The organism is Amycolatopsis sp. CA-126428, assembly GCF_002904335.1.
Taxonomy (GTDB): domain Bacteria; phylum Actinomycetota; class Actinomycetes; order Mycobacteriales; family Pseudonocardiaceae; genus Amycolatopsis.
The window spans coordinates 53,373-73,761 of record NZ_PPHF01000048.1 but is presented as its reverse complement, the minus strand read 5'-3'; the positions used below and the strand labels follow the sequence as shown (position 1 = coordinate 73,761).

Sequence of the window (20,389 nt, the reverse complement as noted above, 5' to 3'; positions counted from 1 at the left end):
CCCGTTCTGCGCAGTTCACGAGGGTGTCAGACGCGTGCGTCCCAATGGTGGTCGTGGAAGCTCGCTTGCTGGTTTCGCTGTCGGGAATCACCCCGCGCACGCTGCACCGGTGCGCCGACCTCGCGGCCGAGCTCGACCGCCGCAAGGTGCCGCTCTCGATGCTGTACGCCGCCCGCACCGGCGAAGGCCCGGTGACGGAGTGGGTGCGCACCCGCGCCCGCGGCGGTGATTCCGTGCTGCTGCACGGCTACGACCACACCGTCACGCCCACGCACCGCACGGTCTACCTGGGCAAGCGGGCGGAGTTCGCGACGCTGCCGGCGCACGAGGCACGCCTGCGCCTGATCGCCGCGAAGGCCGCGCTGGACAACGCGGGGCTGTCGGTGGACGGCTTCGCGCCGCCGCGCTGGATCGCGTCCCAGGGCACGCTGCAGGCGTTGGCCGAGCACGGGTTCCGGCTGTGCGCGGACCTCGGCGCGGTGCGCGACCTCGTGACCGGCGAGGTGCGCCGCGCGCGGGTGAGTGAGTTCACGAGCCAGTCGCACCGCACGGAGACGGTGCGTTGCTTCGCGCTGGTGCTGGCGGCGGCGCGCGCGGCCCGCCGGGGCGGGTTGGTCCGGCTGGGGGTCGATGCCACGGACCTGACCCGCCCCGGCCTCCGCCAGGCCCTGCTCGACGCGGTGGACGTCGCCCTGGAGAACCGCGCGTTCGGCGCGACCTACGGCTCGCTGCGCGTGGTGGCGGCCTAGATCTTCGCGGGTTCGCCCCGGTCGAGCACCTTGACCTCGGTGCCTTCGGGGGCGAGGTTCCCGAAGAGGCCGTAGTGCATGGCCGGGTTGGCGAGCACGGCTTCGTGGATCGGCACGGCCACCCGCGGCGCGACGGCCCGCAGGTAGTCGACGGCTTCCCCGGCCTTCAGCCACGGCGCGCCGGTGGGCAGCCCCAGGACGTCGATCCTCTGCTCCGGCACGAAGAACGAGTCGCCGGGGTGGAAGAAAGCGCCGTCGTCGAAGACGTACCCGATGTTCGGGATGACGGGGATGTCCGAGTGGATGACGGCGTGCTCCCCGCCGACGGCCTTGATGGCGGTGTCCCCGACGGCGAAGGCGTCCCCGACGTTGGCGACGGCGAACTCCAGGCCGAGCTTCTCGACCTCAGGAGCGGACCCGGGATCGACGATCAGCCGGGCACCGGGGTTGGCTTCGAGGACCCGGGGCAGCCGTTCGACGTCGAGGTGGTCGAAGTGCTGGTGCGTGACCAGCACGGCGGACAGTTCCCGCTCACCCTCGAAGCCGGTGGAGAAGGCGCCGGGATCGATCAGGATCCGCTCGGAGCCGGTCTCCAGCAACAGGCAGGCGTGTCCGAAATGGACGATACGCATCGATGGTTCTCCTTCACGGGTGGTCGATCCCAGCCTAGTCCCGCCGGGTCAGCCGGTGCCGGATGCCGGCGAGGTCGCCGGCGGCAACACCGGCGTCGAGGAGGTACCGCTCGACGTCGAAGCCGTCGAGCGTGTCCCGGACGGCCGCCGCGGTCGTGGTGCCCCGCTCCGCGAGGATCGCCGCGATGACCGGCCCCTGGTCGTCGGTGCCCATCGCGGCGTACAGCGGTCTCACGGCTTCGGTGGACAGGTCGTAGTCCGCGGCGATGGCGTCGGGGCCGACGCCGGCCAGCGCCAGGAGCAGGTGCGCGACGAGACCGGTCCGGTCGCGCCCGGAACCGCAGTGGAACAGGACGCCGCCGGGGGCCGCCCGGGCGATCGCGGTCATGACGGCGGCGCAGCGCCCGGCCTTCCGTTCGAGGAAGACGCGGTAGTAGAGCGGGCTGCCGTTCAGCCGCTCGCCGTTGACGTACCGCCAGAACTCGAGGTCGGCGATGTCGTCGAGGGGAACCTCGACGCGGTCGAGGCCCGCCGGGGTGACCGGGTCGGCCGCGGCGGCGAACTGCGCGGACCCTGCCAGCGCCGTCGGAGCGCCCGCCGTCGGCCGGATCTCGTCGGGGTTGCGCAGGTCGATGACGGTCCGGACGCCGGCCTCCCGCGCCTGGGCCCACCCGGCGCCGGTCACGAACCGGAGGTCGGCCGCCCTGAAGAACGCGCCGCGGCGGGTCGTGCCCGAGTGCGCCAGCAGGCCACCGAGGTCCCTGGTGTTGTAGAAGCCTTCCCAGGCCACGGCTCTGTCCATCTGTCACAGCTTGCCCGAGAGGAGCGCGTCGCCGAGTTCCGTGCGCCGGTACAGCACCCGGTGCCCCCGGCGTTCCGACGCCAGCAAGCCCGCTCCGCGCAGCGCCGTCAGGTGGGCCGAAACCGTCGCCGGTGCCAGCTCGTGGCGCCGGGCCAGCTCGGTCGTCGCCGCCGGGCGGTCGAGCGTGGTCAGCAGCAGGGCCCGCGTCCGGCCGAGCACCTCCGCCAGCGGTTCCGGCGGCTCGGCGGTGGAAGTCCACAGCGAAGCCACGCCCCGGGCGGGGTACAGCAGCGAAATCTGCCACGGCGGCACCGTCACCACCCCGACGTTGGGCCACGCGAACACCGCCGGGATCAGCAGCAGCCCCCGCGCGTCGATCGGCAAGCGCTCCCGGGACCGGACGTCGACCAGCACCGACGTCCCCGACAGCCGGACGCGCGGGTGGAGTTCCGCCAGCATCGCCGCGAGCCCGCCCGACCCCAGCTGCCGCGTCCGGTGGGCGATGTCCGCCGCGAGCAGCTCGCGCAGGCGGGGCCACTCCGGGGCCAGCAGCGCGTCCCACACCGTCTCGAGCTGATCGGCCAGCAGGTCGCGCGCGGCCGCCGGGTCGGCCGGCAGCCCGGACAGGTCCGCGTCGACCATGCCCAGCTCCAGCGCCACCTGCGCGGGCGGCGTCGCCCGGACCACCGCGAGCTGCGCTTCGGCGGTCGTCTCGGGCCCGTCGGGCGGCGGGCTCAGGAACTCGGTGAGGTAGTGCCGCGCGCTCAGCACCGCGGCCAGCTCCGGCACGTCGGGCACGGCGGAGAGCCACGGCGGTGGCGCGGGGTGCTGCCGGATGCCGAGCAGGGTCTGGACCGCGCCCAGCACCTCCTCCAGCGGCGAGATGGCGAACCGGACGCGGTGGCTCCCGGCCGCGGTCAGGACCAGCTCGATCACGACTGATTCGCTCTCACCCGAATCAGTGTGCCGCACGCGGGTGGCCCGCAAGCGTGTGAGCATGTCGTTGTTCACCCATCGCGCGTACTGGCGCTGGTCGGCGGGCGTCCAGTTCGCCCGGCTGCCGTCGACCATGGCGCCGCTCGCGTTCACCCTGCTCACCACCGCGACGACCGGCTCCTACCGGCTGGGCGGCGTGCTGATGTCGGTCTTCGTCGCCGCCGAGATGGTGTGCGCGGTGCCGGTCGGCCGGCTGCTCGACCGCGTCGGCCCTTCGCGGGGCCTGCCCGCGCTGCTCCTGCTCACCGCCGCCGGGTACGGGGTGCTGACGCTGGCCGCCGCGAACGGCGCGCCGAGCGCCGCGCTGCTCGTGCTGGTCACGCTGCTCGACCTGGCCGGTCCGCTCGTGCCGCTCGCCGCGATGGCGGCCGCCTGCGTTGCCGCCGCTTTGCTCGTCCCGCGTCGCGCGGCAGCCCGCGATCGGGTGGAATCCGGGCCCGGCGTCCCGCCCGCGCGACCCGGCGCCGCCCTGCCGTGGCTGTGCTGCGCCTTCACCATCGGGCTGCTGACGTCGACGATCGAGGTCGCGCCGTTGCCGCTGGTCCAGTGCCTCGGTGCGCCGGAGACGGCGGCGCCGGTGGTGATCGCCGTGCTGACCGGAGCGAGCATCGCGGGCAGCGCCTGCTACGCGTGGCGGGGCAAGATCGGTGACCCGCGGCTGTTCCTCGCCGGGTTCGTCCTCGGCGGGCTCGTGCTCAGCGCGGACCTCGGCTGGCCGGGCCTGATCGCGTCGGTGGCGGTGATCGGCGCGTTCGGCGGGCCGCTGGTCGCCACGACGTCGGTCAACCTCCAGCGAGTGTTGCCGAAGAACCGCAGGTCAGCGGGGTTCTCCTTGAGCTTCACGGTGCAGGCGGCCGGCTTCGGGCTCGGCTCGCTGGCGGTCGGCGTGCTGCCGTTGTGGCTCCCGCCGCTGCTCGGTGTCTTTGCCGCGGCGACCGCCGGTGCAATGCTGGTGCGGAAGCCCGCACGAGCTATTGGCACGATGTCAGTAACGTCGTAACCTGGGCTGACCCGCGACCTCCAGGGAGACGCCGATGACTGCCGTCCAGCCGAAGCCGACGACGGTCGGCGAGACCTTCGACTCGCTCAGCCCGGCGACCGACGAGGTGGTCGGAACCTACCCGATCCACACCGCGGAGGACGTCAAGGCGGCCGTCGAACGGGCGCGCGTCGCGGCGGAGTGGTGGGCCGGCCTCGGTTTCGCCGGGCGCGCCGAGCGGCTCAGGAGCTGGAAGGGCGTGCTGACCCGGCGGCTGCCGCAGCTGTGCCAGGTGGTCCGCGACGAGACTGGCAAGCCGATCGCCGACGCGCAGCTGGAGAGCGTCCTGGCCATCGAGCACATCGCGTGGGCGGGCAAGCACGCGAAGAAGATCCTCGGCAAGCAGAAGCGCTCGGCCGGCCTGCTGATGTCGAACCAGGCGGCGACGGTCGAGTACCAGCCGCTGGGCGTGGTCGGTGTGATCGGCCCGTGGAACTACCCGGTGTTCACCCCGCTCGGCTCGGTCGCGTACGCGCTCGCGGCGGGCAACGCCGTGGTGTTCAAGCCGAGTGAGTACACGCCGGGCGTGGGCAAGTGGCTGGTCGACGCGTTCGCCGAGATCGTCCCGGAGCAGCCGGTGCTGCAGCTGATCACGGGCTTCGGCGAGACGGGCGCGGCACTGGTGACGGCGGGGGTCGACAAGATCGCGTTCACCGGCTCGACGGCAACGGGCAAGCGCATCATGGCCGCGGCCGCCGAGAGGCTCACCCCGGTGGTGATCGAGGCGGGCGGCAAGGACCCGGTCCTGGTCGACGCGGACGCCGATCTGGAGGCGGCGGCCGACGCAACGGTGTGGGGCGCATTCTCCAACTCCGGCCAGACCTGCATCGGCGTCGAGCGGGTGTACGTCCACGAGAAGGTCCACGACGAGTTCGTGGCGAAGGTGGTCGAGAAGTCGAAGGACGTCCGCGCGGGTTCGGACGAGGCGGCCCAGTACGGCCCGGTGACGATGCCGTCCCAGCTGGGCGTGATCAAGCGCCACATCCACGACGCCCTCTCCCGCGGCGGCAAGGCGGTGCTGGGAGGAGAGGACGCGGTGGGCGACCGCTACGCGCAGCCGACGGTCCTGATCGACGTCCCCGAGGATTCCGAGGCGGTGACGGAGGAGACGTTCGGCCCGACGGTGACGATCGCGAAGGTCCGCGACATGGACGAAGCGATCGAGAAGGCGAACAGGACGAAGTACGGCCTGGGCTCGACGGTGTTCTCGAAGTCCCGAGGAGTGGAGCTGGCGGAGAAGCTGCGCACGGGCATGACGGCGATCAACGCACCGTTGTCCTTCGCCGGAATAGCCTCCTTGCCCTTCGGCGGCGTGGGCGATTCGGGTTTCGGCCGCATCCACGGACCGGAGGGGCTGCGCGAGTTCGCCCGCACCAAGGCGATCGCCCGCCAGCGGTTCACGGCCCCGCTGACGCTGACATCGTTCACCCGCAAGGAATCAACGGACGCCTTGGTGGCCAAGCTGGTGACGATCCTCCACGGCAAGCGCTGAGCTGTTCCGGGGTTGTGGACAACTCGGGTCCGCAACCCCGGAACGCACCGGAAGTGTCGGTGCGCGCCGGTAAACTGGATACCGGGGGGCCGAGGGCCGCGCTTCGCCGCCGCGCGAACCGGCTCTGCGCGAACCGAACGCACGGCCGCCCTCGCGCGAAAGCCCGCCGCGGCCGGCCAGGCGCGAAGCCTCTCGCGCCAAGGCACCGCCGCCGCAAACCACCGGAACAACCGCCCGCAGCTAAACCGACCGCCCCCGAATCAAATCCGCCGCCTTCTCCGCCACCATGATCGTCGGCGCATTGGTATTCCCCCGCGGCACCACCGGCATCACGGACGCATCCACGACCCGCAACCCGTCCACCCCCTGAACCCGCAACTCCGCGTCAACCACCGACCCGATCGAGCAAGTCCCGACCGGGTGATAAAGCGTCTGCGTGTTCTCCCGGATGTGCTCGGCCAGCTCGGAATCACTCAGGTCGTGCCGCAACGGCAGGAACGGCTTGTCCAGGAACCGCCGCAGCGGTCCCACCTGCCCGATTTCGATCAGCGACCGCAACCCGGCGATCATCGTCTCCATGTCCCGCGGTTCCGCGTAGTAAGCCGGATCGATTTCCGGCTTCCACAACGGATTCGCCGACTTCAGCCGGAGCCGTCCGCGGCTCGCGACGTCCACCAGTGTCGCCGCCGAGGTGAACCCGGGCACCGTCGGTTCGCGCAATCCGTTGTCGTAGAACAACGTCGGCGCGACGTGGATCTGCATGTCCGGCGCCCCCAGGCCGTCCGTGGTCGGGTAGAACGCCCCCGCTTCGCCGATGTTCGACGTCAGCGGCCCGCGCTTCGTCAGCTGGTAGCGGATCAGACCACGAGGAGTGGCCGCGTCGACCAGGTCGGTTGTGTCCTTTGTGGACCAGATGATCCCGCACGCCGGGTGGTCGTGCAGGTTCTCGCCGACGCCGGGCAGTGCCGCGACGACGTCGATGCCGTGCTCGCGCAGGTGCTCGGCCGGGCCGACACCCGAGACCATCAGCAGCTGAGGTGAGTTGACGGCGCCACCCGAGAGAATGACCTCCGCCGAAGCACGCACCGTGCGCTCCACGCCGTTGTCCAAATAGGACACGCCCACCGCGCGGGTCCCCTCGAACACGACGCGAGTGGCGGGCGCGAGGGTCTGCACCGTCAGGTTCGGCCGCGAAAGCGCCGGGCGCAGGTAGGCGTCCGCGGTGGACCACCGGCGCCCCTTCTTGCACGTCACCTGGTAGACGCCGGCGCCTTCCTGGCTCTCGCCGTTGAAGTCGTCGGTGCGCTTGAGCCCCCACGCGACGGCCGAGTCGACCCAGGCCTGCGACAGCTCGTGGGTGAACCGGCGGTCTTCGACGTGCAGCGGGCCGTCGGTCCCGTGCAGCGGCCCGCCGAGCCGCTGGTTGCCCTCGGCGCGCTTGAAGTACGGCAGGACGTCGTCCCAGCCCCAGCCGACGGCGCCGTGCGAATCGCGCCAGCCGTCGTAGTCGGCGCGGTTGCCGCGGATGTAGATCATCGCGTTGATCGACGAGCAGCCGCCGAGCATCTTCCCGCGCGGCCAGTACGACGTCTTGCCCGTGTGCTTCTGCTCGACGGTCTCGTAGTTCCAGTCCCACTTGGTCTTGAACAGCGACGCGAACGCGGCCGGGATGTGGATTTCGTCCGCGGTGTCCTCGGCGCCCGCTTCGAGCAGCAGGACCTGGGCCGAAGGATCCTCGGTGAGGCGATTGGCGAGGACGCACCCCGCGCTGCCGGCGCCGACGATGACGTAGTCGTAGGACTCCTGGACGGCCACGGTGCCTCCTGTTGGCGAGATGTCAACGACTCATCATGGCGCACCCCCGCGCCCTCGGCCAGTCTAGGTTTCCCGGTGGGCCCCGCCAGGGGGTCGAGCGGGTGAACTATGCTCGCGGGGTACCCACGACCTGCGTGAATAAGGAGCAGCCTGCCGTGGCCCGAGTCGTCGTCGACGTCATGCCGAAGCCCGAAATCCTCGACCCGCAGGGGCAGGCCGCGCTCGGCGCCGCCGGCCGCCTCGGCTTTACCGGGATCACCGAGATCCGCCAGGGCAAGCACTTCGAGATCGAGGTCGACGACACGGTCGACGACGCGACGCTGGAGAAGATCGCCGAAGGCTTCCTCGCGAACCCGGTCATCGAGCAGTGGACCATCAAGCGGGTCGACGCGTGAGCGCGCGCATCGGCGTCATCACCTTCCCGGGCACCCTGGACGACGGCGACGCGGCGCGCGCGGTCCGCTACGCCGGCGGCGAGGCCGTGCCGCTGTGGCACGCCGACGAAGACCTGCACGAGGTCGACGCCGTGATCGTCCCGGGCGGCTTCTCCTACGGCGACTACCTGCGCGCGGGCGTGATCGCCCGGTTCGCGCCGGTCATGACGCCGGTGATCGAGGCGGCCCGCGCCGGCATGCCGGTGCTCGGCATCTGCAACGGGTTCCAGATCCTGTGCGAGGCCGGCCTGCTGCCGGGCGCGATGATCCGCAACCAGGGCCTGCACTTCATCTGCCGTGACCAGTGGCTGCGGGTGGAAAACACCGACACGGCGTGGACCACCCGGTACGAGACCGGCGCCGAGATCCTCGTCCCGATGAAGAACATCGACGGCTGCTACATGGCCGAGCAGTCCACTTTGGACGAGCTGGAGGGCGAGGGTCGCGTGGTGTTCCGGTACGTCGGCGGGAACCCGAACGGCTCGCGCAACGACATCGCCGGGATCCGCAGCGAGAACGGCCGGGTCGTCGGGCTGATGCCGCACCCGGAGCACGCGATCGACGCGCTGACCGGGCCGTCGGACGACGGGCTCGGCATGTTCTTCAGCGCGGTGGACGCGCTTGTGAAGGCGTGAGTGCGGGCCGCGCCCCCCGGTAACCATTCTACCGGGGGGCACCGACAGTTTCGGGCAGTTCCGGGGCCGTGGACGCGAGTTGTCCACAGCTCGGACCGGATCAGCTCTTGCTCTGGTCGTTCGACAGCCACTTCTCGGGCCGGACCCGGACCAGCACCGATCGCTCTCCGAGCGCCGAGTCGACGTAGGCCGTGGCCTGGTCCGACGGCCAGTACCGCTTCGCGATCCGCAAGGCCTGCTCGCGCGTCGGCGGTTCGTCGTTCGCCACCACCGGGCCCTCGACCGTCACGTACTTGTACGGCGGGTTCTCGTCCTGCGCCACCAAACTCAGCCTTCCGGCCGCGCGGATCGAGCGGTCCTTGACCGTGTCTCGTTCCATCCAGATCAGCAGCTCGCCGCCGGGCGAGTAGTCGTACCAGACCGGTACCGCCAGCGGGGCCCGGCCGGCGCGCTCCACCGCGAGCACCCCGACGTGCACCCCGCTCAGGAACTCTTCGCGTTCCGCGGCGGTCATCACGAACGACGACATGTCACTCCCCGGGTAGATGGTCATCCACCGGGGAGCAACACGCCGATCACTCCGGACATTCCGGACTAACTGGCCGCCGCGACCAGGCGGGCGTACGAGCCGCCCGCGGCAAGCAGCTGGTCGTGCGGGCCCAGCTCGGTGATCCGGCCGCCTTCGACCACCGCCACCCGGTCGGCCGCCGCCGCCGTGTGCAGGCGGTGGGCGATCGCGATCACCGTCCGGCCCGCCAGCACGCTGTTCAACGACCGCTCCAGGTCGCGGGCCGAGCCCGTGTCCAGCAGCGACGTCGCTTCGTCGAGCACCAGCGTGTGCGGGTCCGCCAGCACCACCCGGGCCAGCGCCAGCTGCTGCGCGATCGCCGGCGGCACCGGGTGCTCGCCCGGTCCCAGCTTCGTGTCCAGCCCGGACGGCAGCGTCGCGACCCAGTCGGCCGCGCCCGCCGAGGCCAGGGCCGCCGTCAGCTCCTCGTCCGTCCAGTCGCCGCCCGCGCGGCGGGCCGGCAGGGCCAGGTTCTGCCGCAGCGTCCCGGAGAACACGTGGTGCTCCTGGGTCAGCAGCAGCACCTCGCCGCGCAGCACGTCGTCGGCCAGCGCCGAGACGTCCTGGCCGCCGATCCGCACCGAACCCGACGACGGCGCCGCGATGCCGGCCAGCAGCCGGCCGAGCGTCGACTTGCCCGCGCCCGACGGCCCGACGATCGCGAGCCGTTCGCCGCGCGGGACCCGCAGGTCGATTCCGTGCAGCACCTCGCGGTCGGCGGTGTAACTGAACCGGACGCCGTGGACGTCGATGTCACGCCCGCGCGGCACCTCGTCCACCTTCGCCACGTGCTCGGCCGCGACCGTCCGGACGCCGAGGATCCGCCGGGCCGCGGCCGCCGCGACCTGCAGGTCCTCCAGCCAGAACAGCGCCTCGTTGAGCGGCGCCGCCATGGCCTGCATGTACAGCAGCATCGTGGTGATCTCGCCGAGCCCGGCCCAGCCGCGCGTGTACGCGAGCAGCCCGAGCGGCAGCATCACCGCCAGCGGCAGCACGTAGCTGATCTCCAGCGAGGGCAGCCACCGCAGCTGCAGCGCCCGCATCCGGCGTTCCCCGAAGATGCTCTGGTCCAGCGCGTGGTGCGCGGCGTCGACTCGCCGCTCGGTCAGCCCGAGCGCCTCCACCGTGCGCGCACCCTCCGCCGTCTCGTGGACGCTGGTGGTCAGGTCCGCCCACCGGTCCAGCATCCACTGCATCACCGACGGGATCCGCCGCTGGTACCAGACGTTCACCGGGACCAGCAGCGGCAGCGCGACCAGCAGGCCCAGCGACAGCAGGGGGGACGTCAGCACCATCGCGACGACCGTGAACACCACGGTCACCGCCGCGACCAGGATCTCCGGCGCCGCGAACCGCGCGGCGTGGTCGATCCGGCCGAGGTCGGTGGTGGCCCGGCTGAGCAGGTCGCCCGTCCCGGCCGCTTCGACCGTGCCGAGCGGCAGCTGCAGCGCCGTCCCGACGAACTCCTCGCGCGTCTCGGCCAGCACCAGCTCGCCGAACACCGCGCCGCGCATCCGCGCGACCTTCCGCGCCAGCGCCTGCAGCACGAGGATCGCGATGAACGCCGCCGCCAGCACGTCGACGTGCCCGGTCGTGGTGCCGGCCGCGACATCGTCGACCAGCGCGCCGAGCAGCTGCGGCCCGGCGAGCCCGATCAGCGTGGCCACGGCCAGCGAGCCCAGCAGCAGGCCGAACTCGCGCCTGCGGCTCGCCGCCGTCTTCAGCGCCCAGCGCCGGACGTCCCGCCGGGACGCCGTGGGGAGCCGCTTCACACCGTCACCACCTTCGCCGTGAATACCTCGTCTGCCACATGTGTCCACAAGGGACTCTGGCTGAACACCACCGTCGTCTTGCCGTGCCGCAGCGCGGTGACGCGTTCGGTGATGCGGGCCTCCGTGTGCGCGTCGACCGCCGACGTCGGCTCGTCGAGCACCAGGACGTCGGCGTCGGTCGCCAGCGCGCGGGCCAGGTTCAGCCGTTGCCGCTGGCCGCCGGACACCTCGCGGCCGCGCTCGCCGATCACCTCGTCGACGCCGTTGGGCAGCGCCTCGACGATGTCGTCGGCATCGGCCGCGTACAGCGCTTCGGTGATGCTGACCCCGCCCGGCCGCGCCGGCGCCAGCTGCTCGCGCAGCACGCCCGAGAACCAGATGTCCTGGTTGTGCGCGTAGACGATCCGCCGCCGCAGCTCCGCGAGCGCGACGTGGTCCGCCCGGACGCCGCCGGTCAGCACCTCTTCGCCCTCGGCCGGATCCGCGAACCGGGCCAGCCGGTCGGCCACCGCTTCGCCGTCGGCGCCGAGGTCGACGACCGTCAGCCGGCCGGCCGGGACGCGGATCCCGGATTCGGTGTCCACCAGCTCCAACGGCCCTTCGGGCAACGGCACCGGCGTCTCCGGATCCGCCAGCTTCGGGCGGATCGCCAGCAGCGCGACGACCTTCCGCGCGGCGACCAGGCCGGACGTGATCGAGCCGACCGCCTCCGTCGCCGCGGTGACCGGCCAGATCAGGAACGCCGAAACGCCGTAGAACGCCACCAGCTGCCCGAGGCCGATCTCACCGGCCACGGCGAGCCGCGCGCCCAGCCAGGTGATCACCACGGTGACCAGGCCGGGCAGCGCGATCTCCGCGGCGGCCAGCCAGGCCTCGGCCTGACCGACCTCGATGCCGGCCCGCCGCACCCGCTGGCTCGTTTCCCGGAAGCGGGCGAAGAACCGCCGCTCGCCGCCGATGCCACGCAGGATCCGCAGGCCGGACACGATGTCCGCGCCGAGCGCGTTGACGTCCCCGCGCTTCTCGCGCTGCTTGGACTTGCGCTTCTGCAGCGGCGCGAGCAGCGGCCCGATGCCCAGCACCGCGAGCGGCACGCCGACCAGCGCGACCACGCCGAGCAGCGGCGACGTCGAGATCAGCCACACCGCGACCACGACGAACGCCAGCAGCGAGCCGAACGTCCGCCCGGTCATCTCGACGGTGTTGCCGATGTGGTTGATGTCCGTCGTGCTGACCGCGACGAGGTTCCCGGTGGTCGTCTGCTCCCGCAGGGCGGCGCCGACGCGCGTGGTGTGGGCCGAGACGGCGCGCTGGGTGGAGCCCGCGCCGTGCAGCCACAGGCCGTAGTTCAGGAAGTGCATCCAGGTCCCGGACAGCGTCTGCGCGACCCCGAGCGCCGCCGCGACCAGCGCCCAGCGCCCGACGGCGGCACCGTCGTGCGCGCCGATCGCGCTGATGCCCTGGCCGATCACCAGCGGCATGAGCGCACCCGGCAGCGCCCAGACGACACCGATCGCGGCGGCGCCCAGCACCGTGCCGAGCCGGGCCCGGAACACGGCGAGCAGGAAGCGGCTCGCGGTCGGCCGCACGGGCAGCCGCAGCGGCGGAAAGGGATACGTGGCGGAAAGCACGATTTCCGACGGTAAGCCGCACCCCGGGGAAAGGCGACCGATTTTCGCGCGCTCCGGCCGCCGCCGCCGGGTGCCCTTCCGGGCAGCCGCGCACCCTCGCCGCTCGGGGGACCCCCGGTTTCAACGTTACTCCCGGACACTGACACTTCCGGGCCTCCGCCCGAGCCACGCCCCGGGTTGTCCCCAAGGTCGCGCCGACGCCCGAGTTATCCCCAGAAGCACCCCCGACCCCTTGGGGGACCCCCGGTTTCAACGCTACTCGCGCCCCCCGACAATTCCGGCCGCGCACCCGAGCCGCACCCCGAGTTGTCCACAACGCGCACCGCCCACCCGGACCCGTCCGATGTCGCCTCGGTCACACCCCCGGCGGGGTGTCCGGGTTCGGTGGCCCACCGTCCGGGGCGGCCCGGCCCGGCACGTATCCTGACGGCCGTGGCGAACCCTGACACGGACACCGTGACCAGCACCGTTGACACCACCGAGCGTGCCGGGGCGACCCCGGACCACACCCAGCCCTACCGCGAGCTCGGGCTCGCCGACGACGAGTACGCCCGCATCCGGGAGATCCTCGGCCGCCGGCCCACCGACGCGGAGCTGGCGATGTACTCGGTCATGTGGAGCGAGCACTGCTCGTACAAGTCGTCGAAGAAGCACCTGCGCTACTTCGGGGAGACCGCCACCGACGAGATGAAGGCCAAGATGCTGGCCGGCATCGGCGAGAACGCCGGCGTCGTCGACATCGGCGAGGGCTGGGCGGTCACCTTCAAGGTCGAGAGCCACAACCACCCGTCCTATGTGGAGCCCTACCAGGGCGCGGCGACCGGCGTCGGCGGCATCGTCCGCGACATCATGGCGATGGGCGCGCGGCCGCTCGCGGTCGCCGACGCGCTGCGCTTCGGCCCGGCCGACGCCCCCGACACCAAGCGCGTGCTGCCCGGCGTGGTCGCCGGCGTCGGCGGCTACGGCAACTGCCTCGGCCTGCCGAACATCGGCGGCGAGCTGGTGTTCGACCCGTCCTACTCCGGCAACCCGCTGGTGAACGCCCTGTGCGTCGGCGCGATGCGCGTCGAGGACCTGCACCTGGCGTTCGCGTCCGGCACCGGCAACAAGATCATCCTCTTCGGCGCCCGCACCGGCCTCGACGGCATCGGCGGCGTGTCCGTCCTGGCGAGTGACACCTTTTCGGGTGACGAGTCCTCGGGCGGCCGCAAGAAGCTGCCGAGCGTCCAGGTCGGCGACCCGTTCACCGAGAAGGTGCTCATCGAGTGCTGCCTCGAGCTGTTCGCCCAGAAGCTCGTCGTCGGCATCCAGGACCTCGGCGGCGCCGGCCTGTCCTGCGCGACGTCGGAGCTGGCCGCGGCGGGCGACGGCGGCATGCACATCTACCTCGACCGCGTTCCGTTGCGCGCCACCGGGATGACGCCCGCCGAGGTGCTCTCCAGCGAGTCGCAGGAGCGCATGTGCGCGGTCGTCTCGCCGGAGAACGTCGAGGCGTTCATGGCGGTGTGCCGCAAGTGGGACGTCATCGCGACCGACATCGGTGAGGTCACCGACGGCGAGCACCTGGTCATCACCTGGCACGACGAGGTCGTCGTCGACGTCCCCGCGCACACGGTCGCCCACCAGGGCCCGGTGTACGACCGGCCGATCGAGCGTCCGTCCACTCAGGACGCATTGATCGCCGACACGTCGGCGTCGCTCCCGCGTCCGTCCACTCCGGACGAACTGCGCGCGGACGTCCTGAAGCTGGTTTCGTCGCCGAACCAGGCGTCGAAGGAATGGGTGACGTCGCAGTACGACCGGTACGTGCGCGGGAATTCCGTGCTGGCGCAGCCGTCGGACTCCGGCATGATCCGGATCGACGAGTCGTCGGGCCGCGGCGTCTCGGTGGCGACGGACTGCAACAGCAAGTTCGTCTACCTGGACCCGTACCGCGGCGCGCAGCTGGCGCTGGCGGAGGCGTACCGCAACGTGGCCACGGGCGGCGCGACGCCGGTCGCGGTGTCGGACTGCCTCAATTTCGGCGCCCCAACCGACCCGGGTGTGATGTGGCAGTTCGAGCAGGCGGTGCACGGCCTGGCGGACGGCTGCGTCGAGCTGGGCATCCCGGTGACGGGCGGCAACGTGAGCTTCTTCAACCAGACGGGCTCGACGGCGATCCTCCCGACGCCGGTGATCGGCGTCCTCGGCGTGATCGACGACGTCACCCGCCGCATCCCGACGGGCATCGGCGCGGAGGCGGGCGAAACCCTGCTGCTGCTGGGCGAAACGCACGACGAGCTGGACGGCTCGGCGTGGGCCCGCGAGCTCCACGGCCACCTCGGCGGCGTTCCGCCAAGGGTCGATTTGGCCCGCGAGAAGCTGCTGGGCGAGATCCTGGTGGCGGGCTCCCGCGACGGCATGATCTCGGCGGCCCACGACCTCTCGGACGGCGGCCTGATCCAGACCCTGGTCGAGACCGTCCTCATCGGACAGTGCGGCGCCCGCGTGTTCCTCGACGCGGACCAGGACCCGTTCGTGCAGCTGTTCTCGGAGTCGGCGGGCCGCGTGCTGGTGGCGGTCCCGCGCACGGAAGAGCTCCGCTTCACGGAGATGTGCACCGCACGCGGTTTGCCGTGGCGCAAGACCGGCGTGGTCGACCCGGAGTCGGGCACGCTGGAGCTGCAGGACATCACGGAGTTCACGCTCGACGAGCTGCGTGAGGCCTGGGAGCGCACGCTCCCGGCCCTGTTCGACTGACACGGACCCCGACCTGTCCACAGCCCTGCGGGGTTGTGGACAGGTCGAGGGTTCGCAAGCGTTTCCGGGCTTTTCGTCGGACCCCGCCGGTAGACTGGAACTGGGGACGCCCCCCAAGGGAGGGCGGGGGCCGCGCCCAGGGGATGCCCGGTGGGCTCAGCCCACCTTGGCAATCACCCGCAAAGCCCCATCGTGCAGTTCCTCGAAGTCCCAAGCCGAGGGCAGCCGCACATTCTTCTCACCCCGAACCATCGTGTTGTACAACGAAACCGACTCCGGCAGCGAAGCGAACCGCAGGTCGGTCTGCCCGGCGAACCGGGTCCGCCGCAAGTCCAGCGAATCCGTCGCGTGTGCCCCGGTGAACTCGACGTCGCCCCCGAACTCCGCGTCCTTGAACGTTGTCGGCCCGGCGAACTTGGTGTTCCTGAAGTCGGCGATCTCGCTGAACCGGGTTCCGCTGAACCAGGCGACGCTCGCGAAAACCGCGTCACGGCAACGGAAGTAGCCCACCGAGCGACCTTTTCCCGTGCCCGCGCCGGTGAAGTACGCCTTGCCGGCCACGAGGCAGCGGCTGAAGTGCGTGCTGCTGTGCAGGGACGCGTAGCGCAGGAGGAGGTTGCCGATCTTGCGGTCGGTCAGGTCGAGGTACTCCAGCACCGCGCCGGTCAGATCCAGGTCGTAGGCCGGCGCCTCGGCGTCCGTCGCGGCCGGGAGCAGCTCCTTGACCAGCCGCTGTGCGGTGAGCCGGACCGTGAGCTCCTGCTCTTGCTCCTGCTCGCCGCGCATGGTCTCCCGATCGCGGCGGTCCAGGCCCTCGTCGTACCGCGGGTGCTCGAACGGCCGCCGCAGGTACGAGCACAGCACGTCCAGCACCGTCTGCGTGTAGGCCGGCCGGCTCCGCGCCAAGCCCGCCAGCGCGTGCAACGCCCCCACTCGCACCTGGTCGGCCGTGTGCCCGAGCAGCTCGACCGCCTTCGCGAACCGCTCGTCGGCGACCCGCTCGCGGTCCTGTTCCGCGCGCTGCGCCTCGAGTTCGTGGCGCCGCCGCTCGATTTCCTGGCGGCGCTCCTCGACCCGGCGCCGCCGGTCGTTGAGCCACAGTGCGTACAGCGCCACGATCGCGCCGCCCGCCAGGCCGCCCGTCTTCAGCGCGTCACTGCGGCTGGTGGCGGGGTCGGTCAGCAGCCAGCCGCCGACCCCGAGCAGCAGCACCAGCGACGCGAGGAACGTCCACGCCAGCGGTGATCGCCACAGCTTCACCGGCTCAGGACACCAGCATCGTGCTGACGCAGAAGCCCTTTTTGTCGAAGTTCGTGGCGCTCAGCGTGCCCTTGACCGGCTTGCCGGCGGACGTCCCGGTGACCTCGCCCTCGACCAGGTACTTGTCGGTGGGCACGTTGCCGAGCTGCAGCTGCAGCGGCGGCTTGAGGAACGTGTCGAGCCAGGAGCTGAGCAGCTCCTTCGAGTCGGCGCAGCCCATGGCGACCGCCCCGGCGTTGTCGCCCGCGTTCAGCTTGTCGATGAAGCCCTGCAGCAGGACCTTCGCGTCCGAGTTGCCCCCGCCGCCGCCGTCGGGCGTCGTCGGCTTCGTGGCCGAGGCCGTCGGCTTCTTGGTCGTCGGCTTCGACGGGGACGGCTTGGCCGACGTGCTCGACGACGGGGCCGCGGCCGTGTTGGTGTCGTCCTTCGAGAGGAAGAACCCGGGCGCGACGAAGCCCGTGACGCCGACCAGGGCGAGCACGACGACCACGGCGGCGCCGATGGCGATCCACATCCCGGTCTTGCTCTTCTTCGGCGGCGCGGGCGGCCCGCCGAAGCCCTGCGAGTAGCCGCCGGTCGCCGGGTCCCAGCCGGGCACCTGGCCGCCCGCGTTCGGGTTCCAGGCCTGCTGGCCGTACTGCTGCGCGTTCGGGTCCGCCCACGCCGACTGCTGCTGCGCGTTGGGGTCAGCCCAGGCCTGCTGCGCGTACGGGTCGCCCCACGGCTGCTGCGGGTTGGCCGGGAAACCGCCCGACGCCGGCGGGTGGGCCTGCTGGTTCGGGTCCCAGCCCTGCGGGTACTGCTGCGTCGGGTACGGCTGTTGCTGCTGGTTGGGGTCCCACCCGCCCTGCTGCTGGAAGCCACCGGACTGCGGCTGGCCGTACGGGTCGGGCTGGCCGGGCTGGCCCGGCTGAGGCGGGTAGGTCATCTTTCATGCCTTCCGGGCGCTGGGTGTTCGTGCGCTTCCGACGTCCGGCGGGCATGTGCGGTTCCCCCCGGGGACGTGGCTGCGGCATTCTGCAAGCTCGGACGGTACGGCATGAAACCGGCTCCCGGTCGTGGCGACGCCAAGCCGTCACGATCCGGGAGCCGGGTGGGGGTGGGTCAGCCGTTGGCGAGTGCCTGGAGCCGGTCGTAGGCACCGTTGAAGGTGTCCTGGTCGAGCGGGCTCGAGGTGTACTGCCAAACGGTGTAGTAGCCCCAGTTGTAGGGCAGGGCGCCGACCGTCGACGCGTACCGCGCGACCCACAGCGGGGCGGTGCTGGAGAAGTCACCGCTCACGCAGCTGCCCCACCAGCTCGCCGACGTGTAGATCGCCGGATAACGGCCGGTCAAGGAGTGGTACGTGTCGTGGAAGTCGAGGATCCACGACGTCATCCCGGCCTTGCTCAGCCCGTAGCAGGTCGCGCCGTACGGGTTGTACTCCATGTCCAGCGCGCCGGGCAGCGTCCGGCCGTCCTTGGACCACCCGCCGCCGTGGGCGACGAAGTAGCGGGCCTGCGCCGCGCCGCTCGAGGTGTTCGGCGTGGCGAAGTGGTAGGCGCCGCGGATGAAGCCCTGGTTGTAGGAACCGTTGTACTGCTGGGCGAAGTACGGGTTGGTGTAGTTGGTGCTCTCCGTCGCCTTGGTCCAGACGAACCGCTTGCCTTGGTTCCACCAGTTCGCCCAGTCGACGTTGCCCTGGTAGCTGGCGACGTCCATGCCGGCCACCGTCGCCAGCACCTGGCCGGGCATGGCCTGGCCGGGCTGCGGCTGCTGCGCCGATTTCTGGGTGTCCGGAGTCGACTTGTCGCCTTCGACGCGCCGGATCTGTGAACCCAGTTCGTGGTTGTGCTGCGCGATGTCCGCGTTGATCGCGGCCACGGGGTCGACTTCGGGGGAGAAGGTCGTCGCCTGCGCCGTGCTGCCGAGCAGGAGCAGCGTGGCCGGGACGACCAGGGCAGCGAACAGCCGCCCTCTTCGGGAGGTGGACATCGTTGAATCCCTTCACGGAAACCCTCGCGATGAGCGGCTTACTGCAGGTAGCCGCCCGTGCACGATTGTTGAGGACGAAGTGGCGTTTGTCACTCAGTTCCGTGAAATTGGGTATACGTGTGGGTGATTTTCCCGGGAAGAAGATCGTTAATTGGTGACGAGTTAACACCTATTATTCGACGGTTGCGCCGTTCAGCCCAGCGCCAGGGCCCGGAGCCGGTCCGCCGAGCCGTTGAACCAGTTCTGGTCGCCGGGCAGCGTGCCGCGGTCGGCGAACTGCCAGATCGTGTGGATGCCCCAGCCGGCCGGCAGTTCGCCGATGAAGCTGTTGTAGCGCGCGATCCACAGCGGGTTGGCGCCGAAGCCGCCGTCGTTCGCGGTGCACCGCTTCCACCAGCTCGTCGACGTGTAGATCGTCGGGAACCGGCCGGTCGCCGCGCGGTAGGTGTCGGAGAAGGCGCGGATCCAGGCGACCATGCCCGCGGCGTCCTTGCCGTAACACGTTTCGCCGTACGGGTTGTACTCCGCGTCGAGCGCGCCGGGGAGGGTCTTGCCGTCGGCCGACCAGCCGCCGCCGTGGGCGAGGAAGTACCGCGCCTGGGCCGCGCCGTCGGAGATGTCCGGCCGCGCGAAGTGGTAGGCGCCGCGGATCAGGCCGACGTTGTACGAGCCGTTGTACTGCTGGGCGAACTGCGGGTTCACGAACCCGGTGCCCTCGGTCGCCTTGACGTAGACGAACTTGGCGCCCGACCCCGCCGCGCCGGGCCAGTCGACCGGCCCCTGGTGCCCGCTGACGTCGTGCCCGAGCTGCTGGTCGGCACCCCCGTACAGCACGTCGGGGCCCTCGCCGACGCCCTCGACCTTGGCGATCTGCGAACCCGCGTAGTGGTCCTCGGCACCGGTGTAGCGGTCGACGGCCTTCGCCGGCGCCTGCCCGGCCACGAGCAGGACCGACGCGAGGACGGCGGCGAAGGGCAGCGAACGTCGTTTCACCCTCTTGCTCCCCACCGATCTCGTGAGACTTCTTCAGTCTCACGATGCACCGGCGTCGCCGGATCGGCGACTCGATGATCACTCGATGGGGTGGGACCCGCAGGTCAGCGCCGTTCGTCGGCGACGGCCTTCAGGAGGTGCTCCGCCGGCACGACCGCCGTGATGAGGTCGTGCGGGTTGATCGCGACCGGGTGCCCGCCGAGCAGGTCGACGATGTCGCGGCCGACCACCGCCCGCGCGTGCGGCCACTCGCGCGGGACCAGCGACTTGCGGGTGTAGGCGGGCACCATGACCCGGCCGTCGGTGTTGTGGAAGCCGATGACGGTCCGCTGCACCGGCGACATCGCGTAGACGAACAGCGTCGCGTCGAGGACGGCCTTCGGCAGGTCCGACGGCGGGCGGTGTTCGGTGCGGACGAGCTGCAGCAGGTGTTCGAGGTCGTTCGCCGGTTCCGGGAAGCCGAGCGCCTTGGGCGAGGGCCGGTAGCGGTCGTTGGGGTGGAAGTCGGCGACGACGTCGCCGGCGCCGTTCACCGGGTACGCGCCGACGACCGCCCACGACGGCACCGGGCCGTTCGGGTCGAAGGCCTCGTCGATGACGTAGAGCCAGCTGTCGGGGTTGGCGCGGGCGTTCGCCCGCATCTCCGCGGTGATCTCGGGTGTGCCGTGCTTGCCGGTGCGCCGGGCCTGCTGGCCCTCCCGCCGCGCGGCCCGGTTGTGCTTGCCGTGCCTGCCGGGGCGATCGGCTCCGCTTCCGGTGGGCTGCTGCGAAACCATCCGATCCGCCTCGTCCCGCTGCGCCATCGTCATCCCCACGTTCTCGGGTGTGCCTGCCAAGTCTTGGTGCGCCACTCTACTG

At 71.4% G+C, this 20,389-nt stretch carries 18 protein-coding genes; 6 read left to right on the top strand and 12 right to left on the bottom strand.

Going from position 1 to position 20,389, the window contains the following annotated elements; all coding sequences use genetic code 11:
• The first annotated feature begins 44 nt into the window (after window positions 1-44).
• Window positions 45-749, top strand: a complete 705-nt coding sequence (locus C2L58_RS13525; RefSeq protein ID WP_199191253.1) for a DUF2334 domain-containing protein — start codon at window positions 45-47, stop codon at window positions 747-749.
• Here C2L58_RS13525 and C2L58_RS13520 read toward each other — a convergent pair.
• The 3 genes from C2L58_RS13520 to C2L58_RS13510 are packed head-to-tail and all read right to left on the bottom strand — an operon-like array spanning window position 746 to window position 3,119.
• A complete protein-coding gene (locus C2L58_RS13520) occupies window positions 746-1,381 on the bottom strand; it encodes an MBL fold metallo-hydrolase (RefSeq protein ID WP_103337924.1) in 636 nt (211 codons plus the stop codon). The genes C2L58_RS13525 and C2L58_RS13520 overlap by 4 nt on opposite strands.
• 34 nt (window positions 1,382-1,415) lie before the next feature.
• Window positions 1,416-2,183, bottom strand: a complete 768-nt coding sequence (locus C2L58_RS13515; RefSeq protein WP_233225701.1) for a tyrosine-protein phosphatase — start codon at window positions 2,181-2,183, stop codon at window positions 1,416-1,418.
• A gap of 3 nt (window positions 2,184-2,186) precedes the next feature.
• The gene (locus C2L58_RS13510; protein ID WP_199191252.1) at window positions 2,187-3,119 is read right to left on the bottom strand and encodes an ArsR/SmtB family transcription factor; all 933 of its coding nucleotides are present in this window, start codon (window positions 3,117-3,119) and stop codon (window positions 2,187-2,189) included.
• 61 nt (window positions 3,120-3,180) lie between these two features.
• Between C2L58_RS13510 and C2L58_RS13505 the strand changes: the two genes are divergently transcribed.
• Window positions 3,181-4,179, top strand: coding sequence for an MFS transporter (locus C2L58_RS13505; protein ID WP_103337922.1), 999 nt, complete (start codon window positions 3,181-3,183; stop codon window positions 4,177-4,179).
• 34 nt (window positions 4,180-4,213) lie between these two features.
• Window positions 4,214-5,710 carry an aldehyde dehydrogenase family protein gene (locus tag C2L58_RS13500; RefSeq protein ID WP_103337921.1) on the top strand — a complete coding sequence of 499 codons (1,497 nt, stop codon included), beginning with the start codon at window positions 4,214-4,216 and terminating at the stop codon, window positions 5,708-5,710.
• Window positions 5,711-5,950: 240 nt separating this feature from the next.
• On the opposite strand, the gene C2L58_RS13495 is transcribed toward C2L58_RS13500, so the two are convergent.
• Complete coding sequence (locus C2L58_RS13495) at window positions 5,951-7,525, bottom strand: GMC family oxidoreductase (protein WP_103337920.1); 1,575 nt, start codon at window positions 7,523-7,525, stop codon at window positions 5,951-5,953.
• Window positions 7,526-7,680: 155 nt separating this feature from the next.
• Between C2L58_RS13495 and purS the strand changes: the two genes are divergently transcribed.
• Together purS and purQ are read left to right on the top strand one after the other, a co-directional pair.
• Entirely contained in the window at window positions 7,681-7,920 is a 240-nt protein-coding gene (gene purS / locus C2L58_RS13490) for a phosphoribosylformylglycinamidine synthase subunit PurS (RefSeq protein ID WP_003056885.1), read from the top strand.
• Window positions 7,917-8,594, top strand: coding sequence for a phosphoribosylformylglycinamidine synthase subunit PurQ (gene purQ, locus C2L58_RS13485; RefSeq protein WP_103337919.1), 678 nt, complete (start codon window positions 7,917-7,919; stop codon window positions 8,592-8,594). Before purS ends, purQ begins: the two co-directional genes overlap by 4 nt.
• Window positions 8,595-8,694: 100 nt before the next feature.
• On the opposite strand, the gene C2L58_RS13480 is transcribed toward purQ, so the two are convergent.
• The 3 genes from C2L58_RS13480 to C2L58_RS13470 form a co-directional block, all read right to left on the bottom strand.
• A complete protein-coding gene (locus C2L58_RS13480) occupies window positions 8,695-9,123 on the bottom strand; it encodes a pyridoxamine 5'-phosphate oxidase family protein (protein WP_103338080.1) in 429 nt (142 codons plus the stop codon).
• Window positions 9,124-9,188: 65 nt separating this feature from the next.
• Window positions 9,189-10,934 carry an ABC transporter ATP-binding protein gene (locus C2L58_RS13475; protein ID WP_103337918.1) on the bottom strand — a complete coding sequence of 582 codons (1,746 nt, stop codon included), beginning with the start codon at window positions 10,932-10,934 and terminating at the stop codon, window positions 9,189-9,191.
• The gene (locus tag C2L58_RS13470; RefSeq protein WP_103337917.1) at window positions 10,931-12,565 is read right to left on the bottom strand and encodes an ABC transporter ATP-binding protein; all 1,635 of its coding nucleotides are present in this window, start codon (window positions 12,563-12,565) and stop codon (window positions 10,931-10,933) included. Before C2L58_RS13470 ends, C2L58_RS13475 begins: the two co-directional genes overlap by 4 nt.
• Before the next feature lie 432 nt (window positions 12,566-12,997).
• Between C2L58_RS13470 and purL the strand changes: the two genes are divergently transcribed.
• Window positions 12,998-15,304, top strand: coding sequence for a phosphoribosylformylglycinamidine synthase subunit PurL (purL, locus tag C2L58_RS13465; RefSeq protein WP_369904183.1), 2,307 nt, complete (start codon window positions 12,998-13,000; stop codon window positions 15,302-15,304).
• Window positions 15,305-15,460: 156 nt separating this feature from the next.
• Here purL and C2L58_RS13460 read toward each other — a convergent pair whose 3' ends face one another.
• The 5 genes from C2L58_RS13460 to C2L58_RS13440 all read right to left on the bottom strand — a co-directional run bounded on the left by C2L58_RS13460 (window position 15,461) and on the right by C2L58_RS13440 (window position 20,340).
• Window positions 15,461-16,564, bottom strand: coding sequence for a pentapeptide repeat-containing protein (locus tag C2L58_RS13460; protein WP_103337916.1), 1,104 nt, complete (start codon window positions 16,562-16,564; stop codon window positions 15,461-15,463).
• Between the two features lie 4 nt (window positions 16,565-16,568).
• Window positions 16,569-17,492 carry a hypothetical protein gene (locus C2L58_RS13455; RefSeq protein ID WP_103337915.1) on the bottom strand — a complete coding sequence of 308 codons (924 nt, stop codon included), beginning with the start codon at window positions 17,490-17,492 and terminating at the stop codon, window positions 16,569-16,571.
• 176 nt (window positions 17,493-17,668) lie between these two features.
• Window positions 17,669-18,538: a lysozyme gene (locus C2L58_RS13450; RefSeq protein ID WP_103337914.1), complete on the bottom strand. Its 870-nt coding sequence runs from the start codon at window positions 18,536-18,538 to the stop codon at window positions 17,669-17,671.
• Between the two features lie 192 nt (window positions 18,539-18,730).
• Entirely contained in the window at window positions 18,731-19,531 is an 801-nt protein-coding gene (locus C2L58_RS13445) for a lysozyme (protein WP_103337913.1), read from the bottom strand.
• A gap of 104 nt (window positions 19,532-19,635) precedes the next feature.
• Window positions 19,636-20,340 (bottom strand): type VII secretion system-associated protein, encoded by a 705-nt coding sequence (locus C2L58_RS13440; protein WP_103337912.1) that lies wholly within the window; start codon window positions 20,338-20,340, stop codon window positions 19,636-19,638.
• Between the last annotated feature and the right edge of the window lie 49 nt (window positions 20,341-20,389).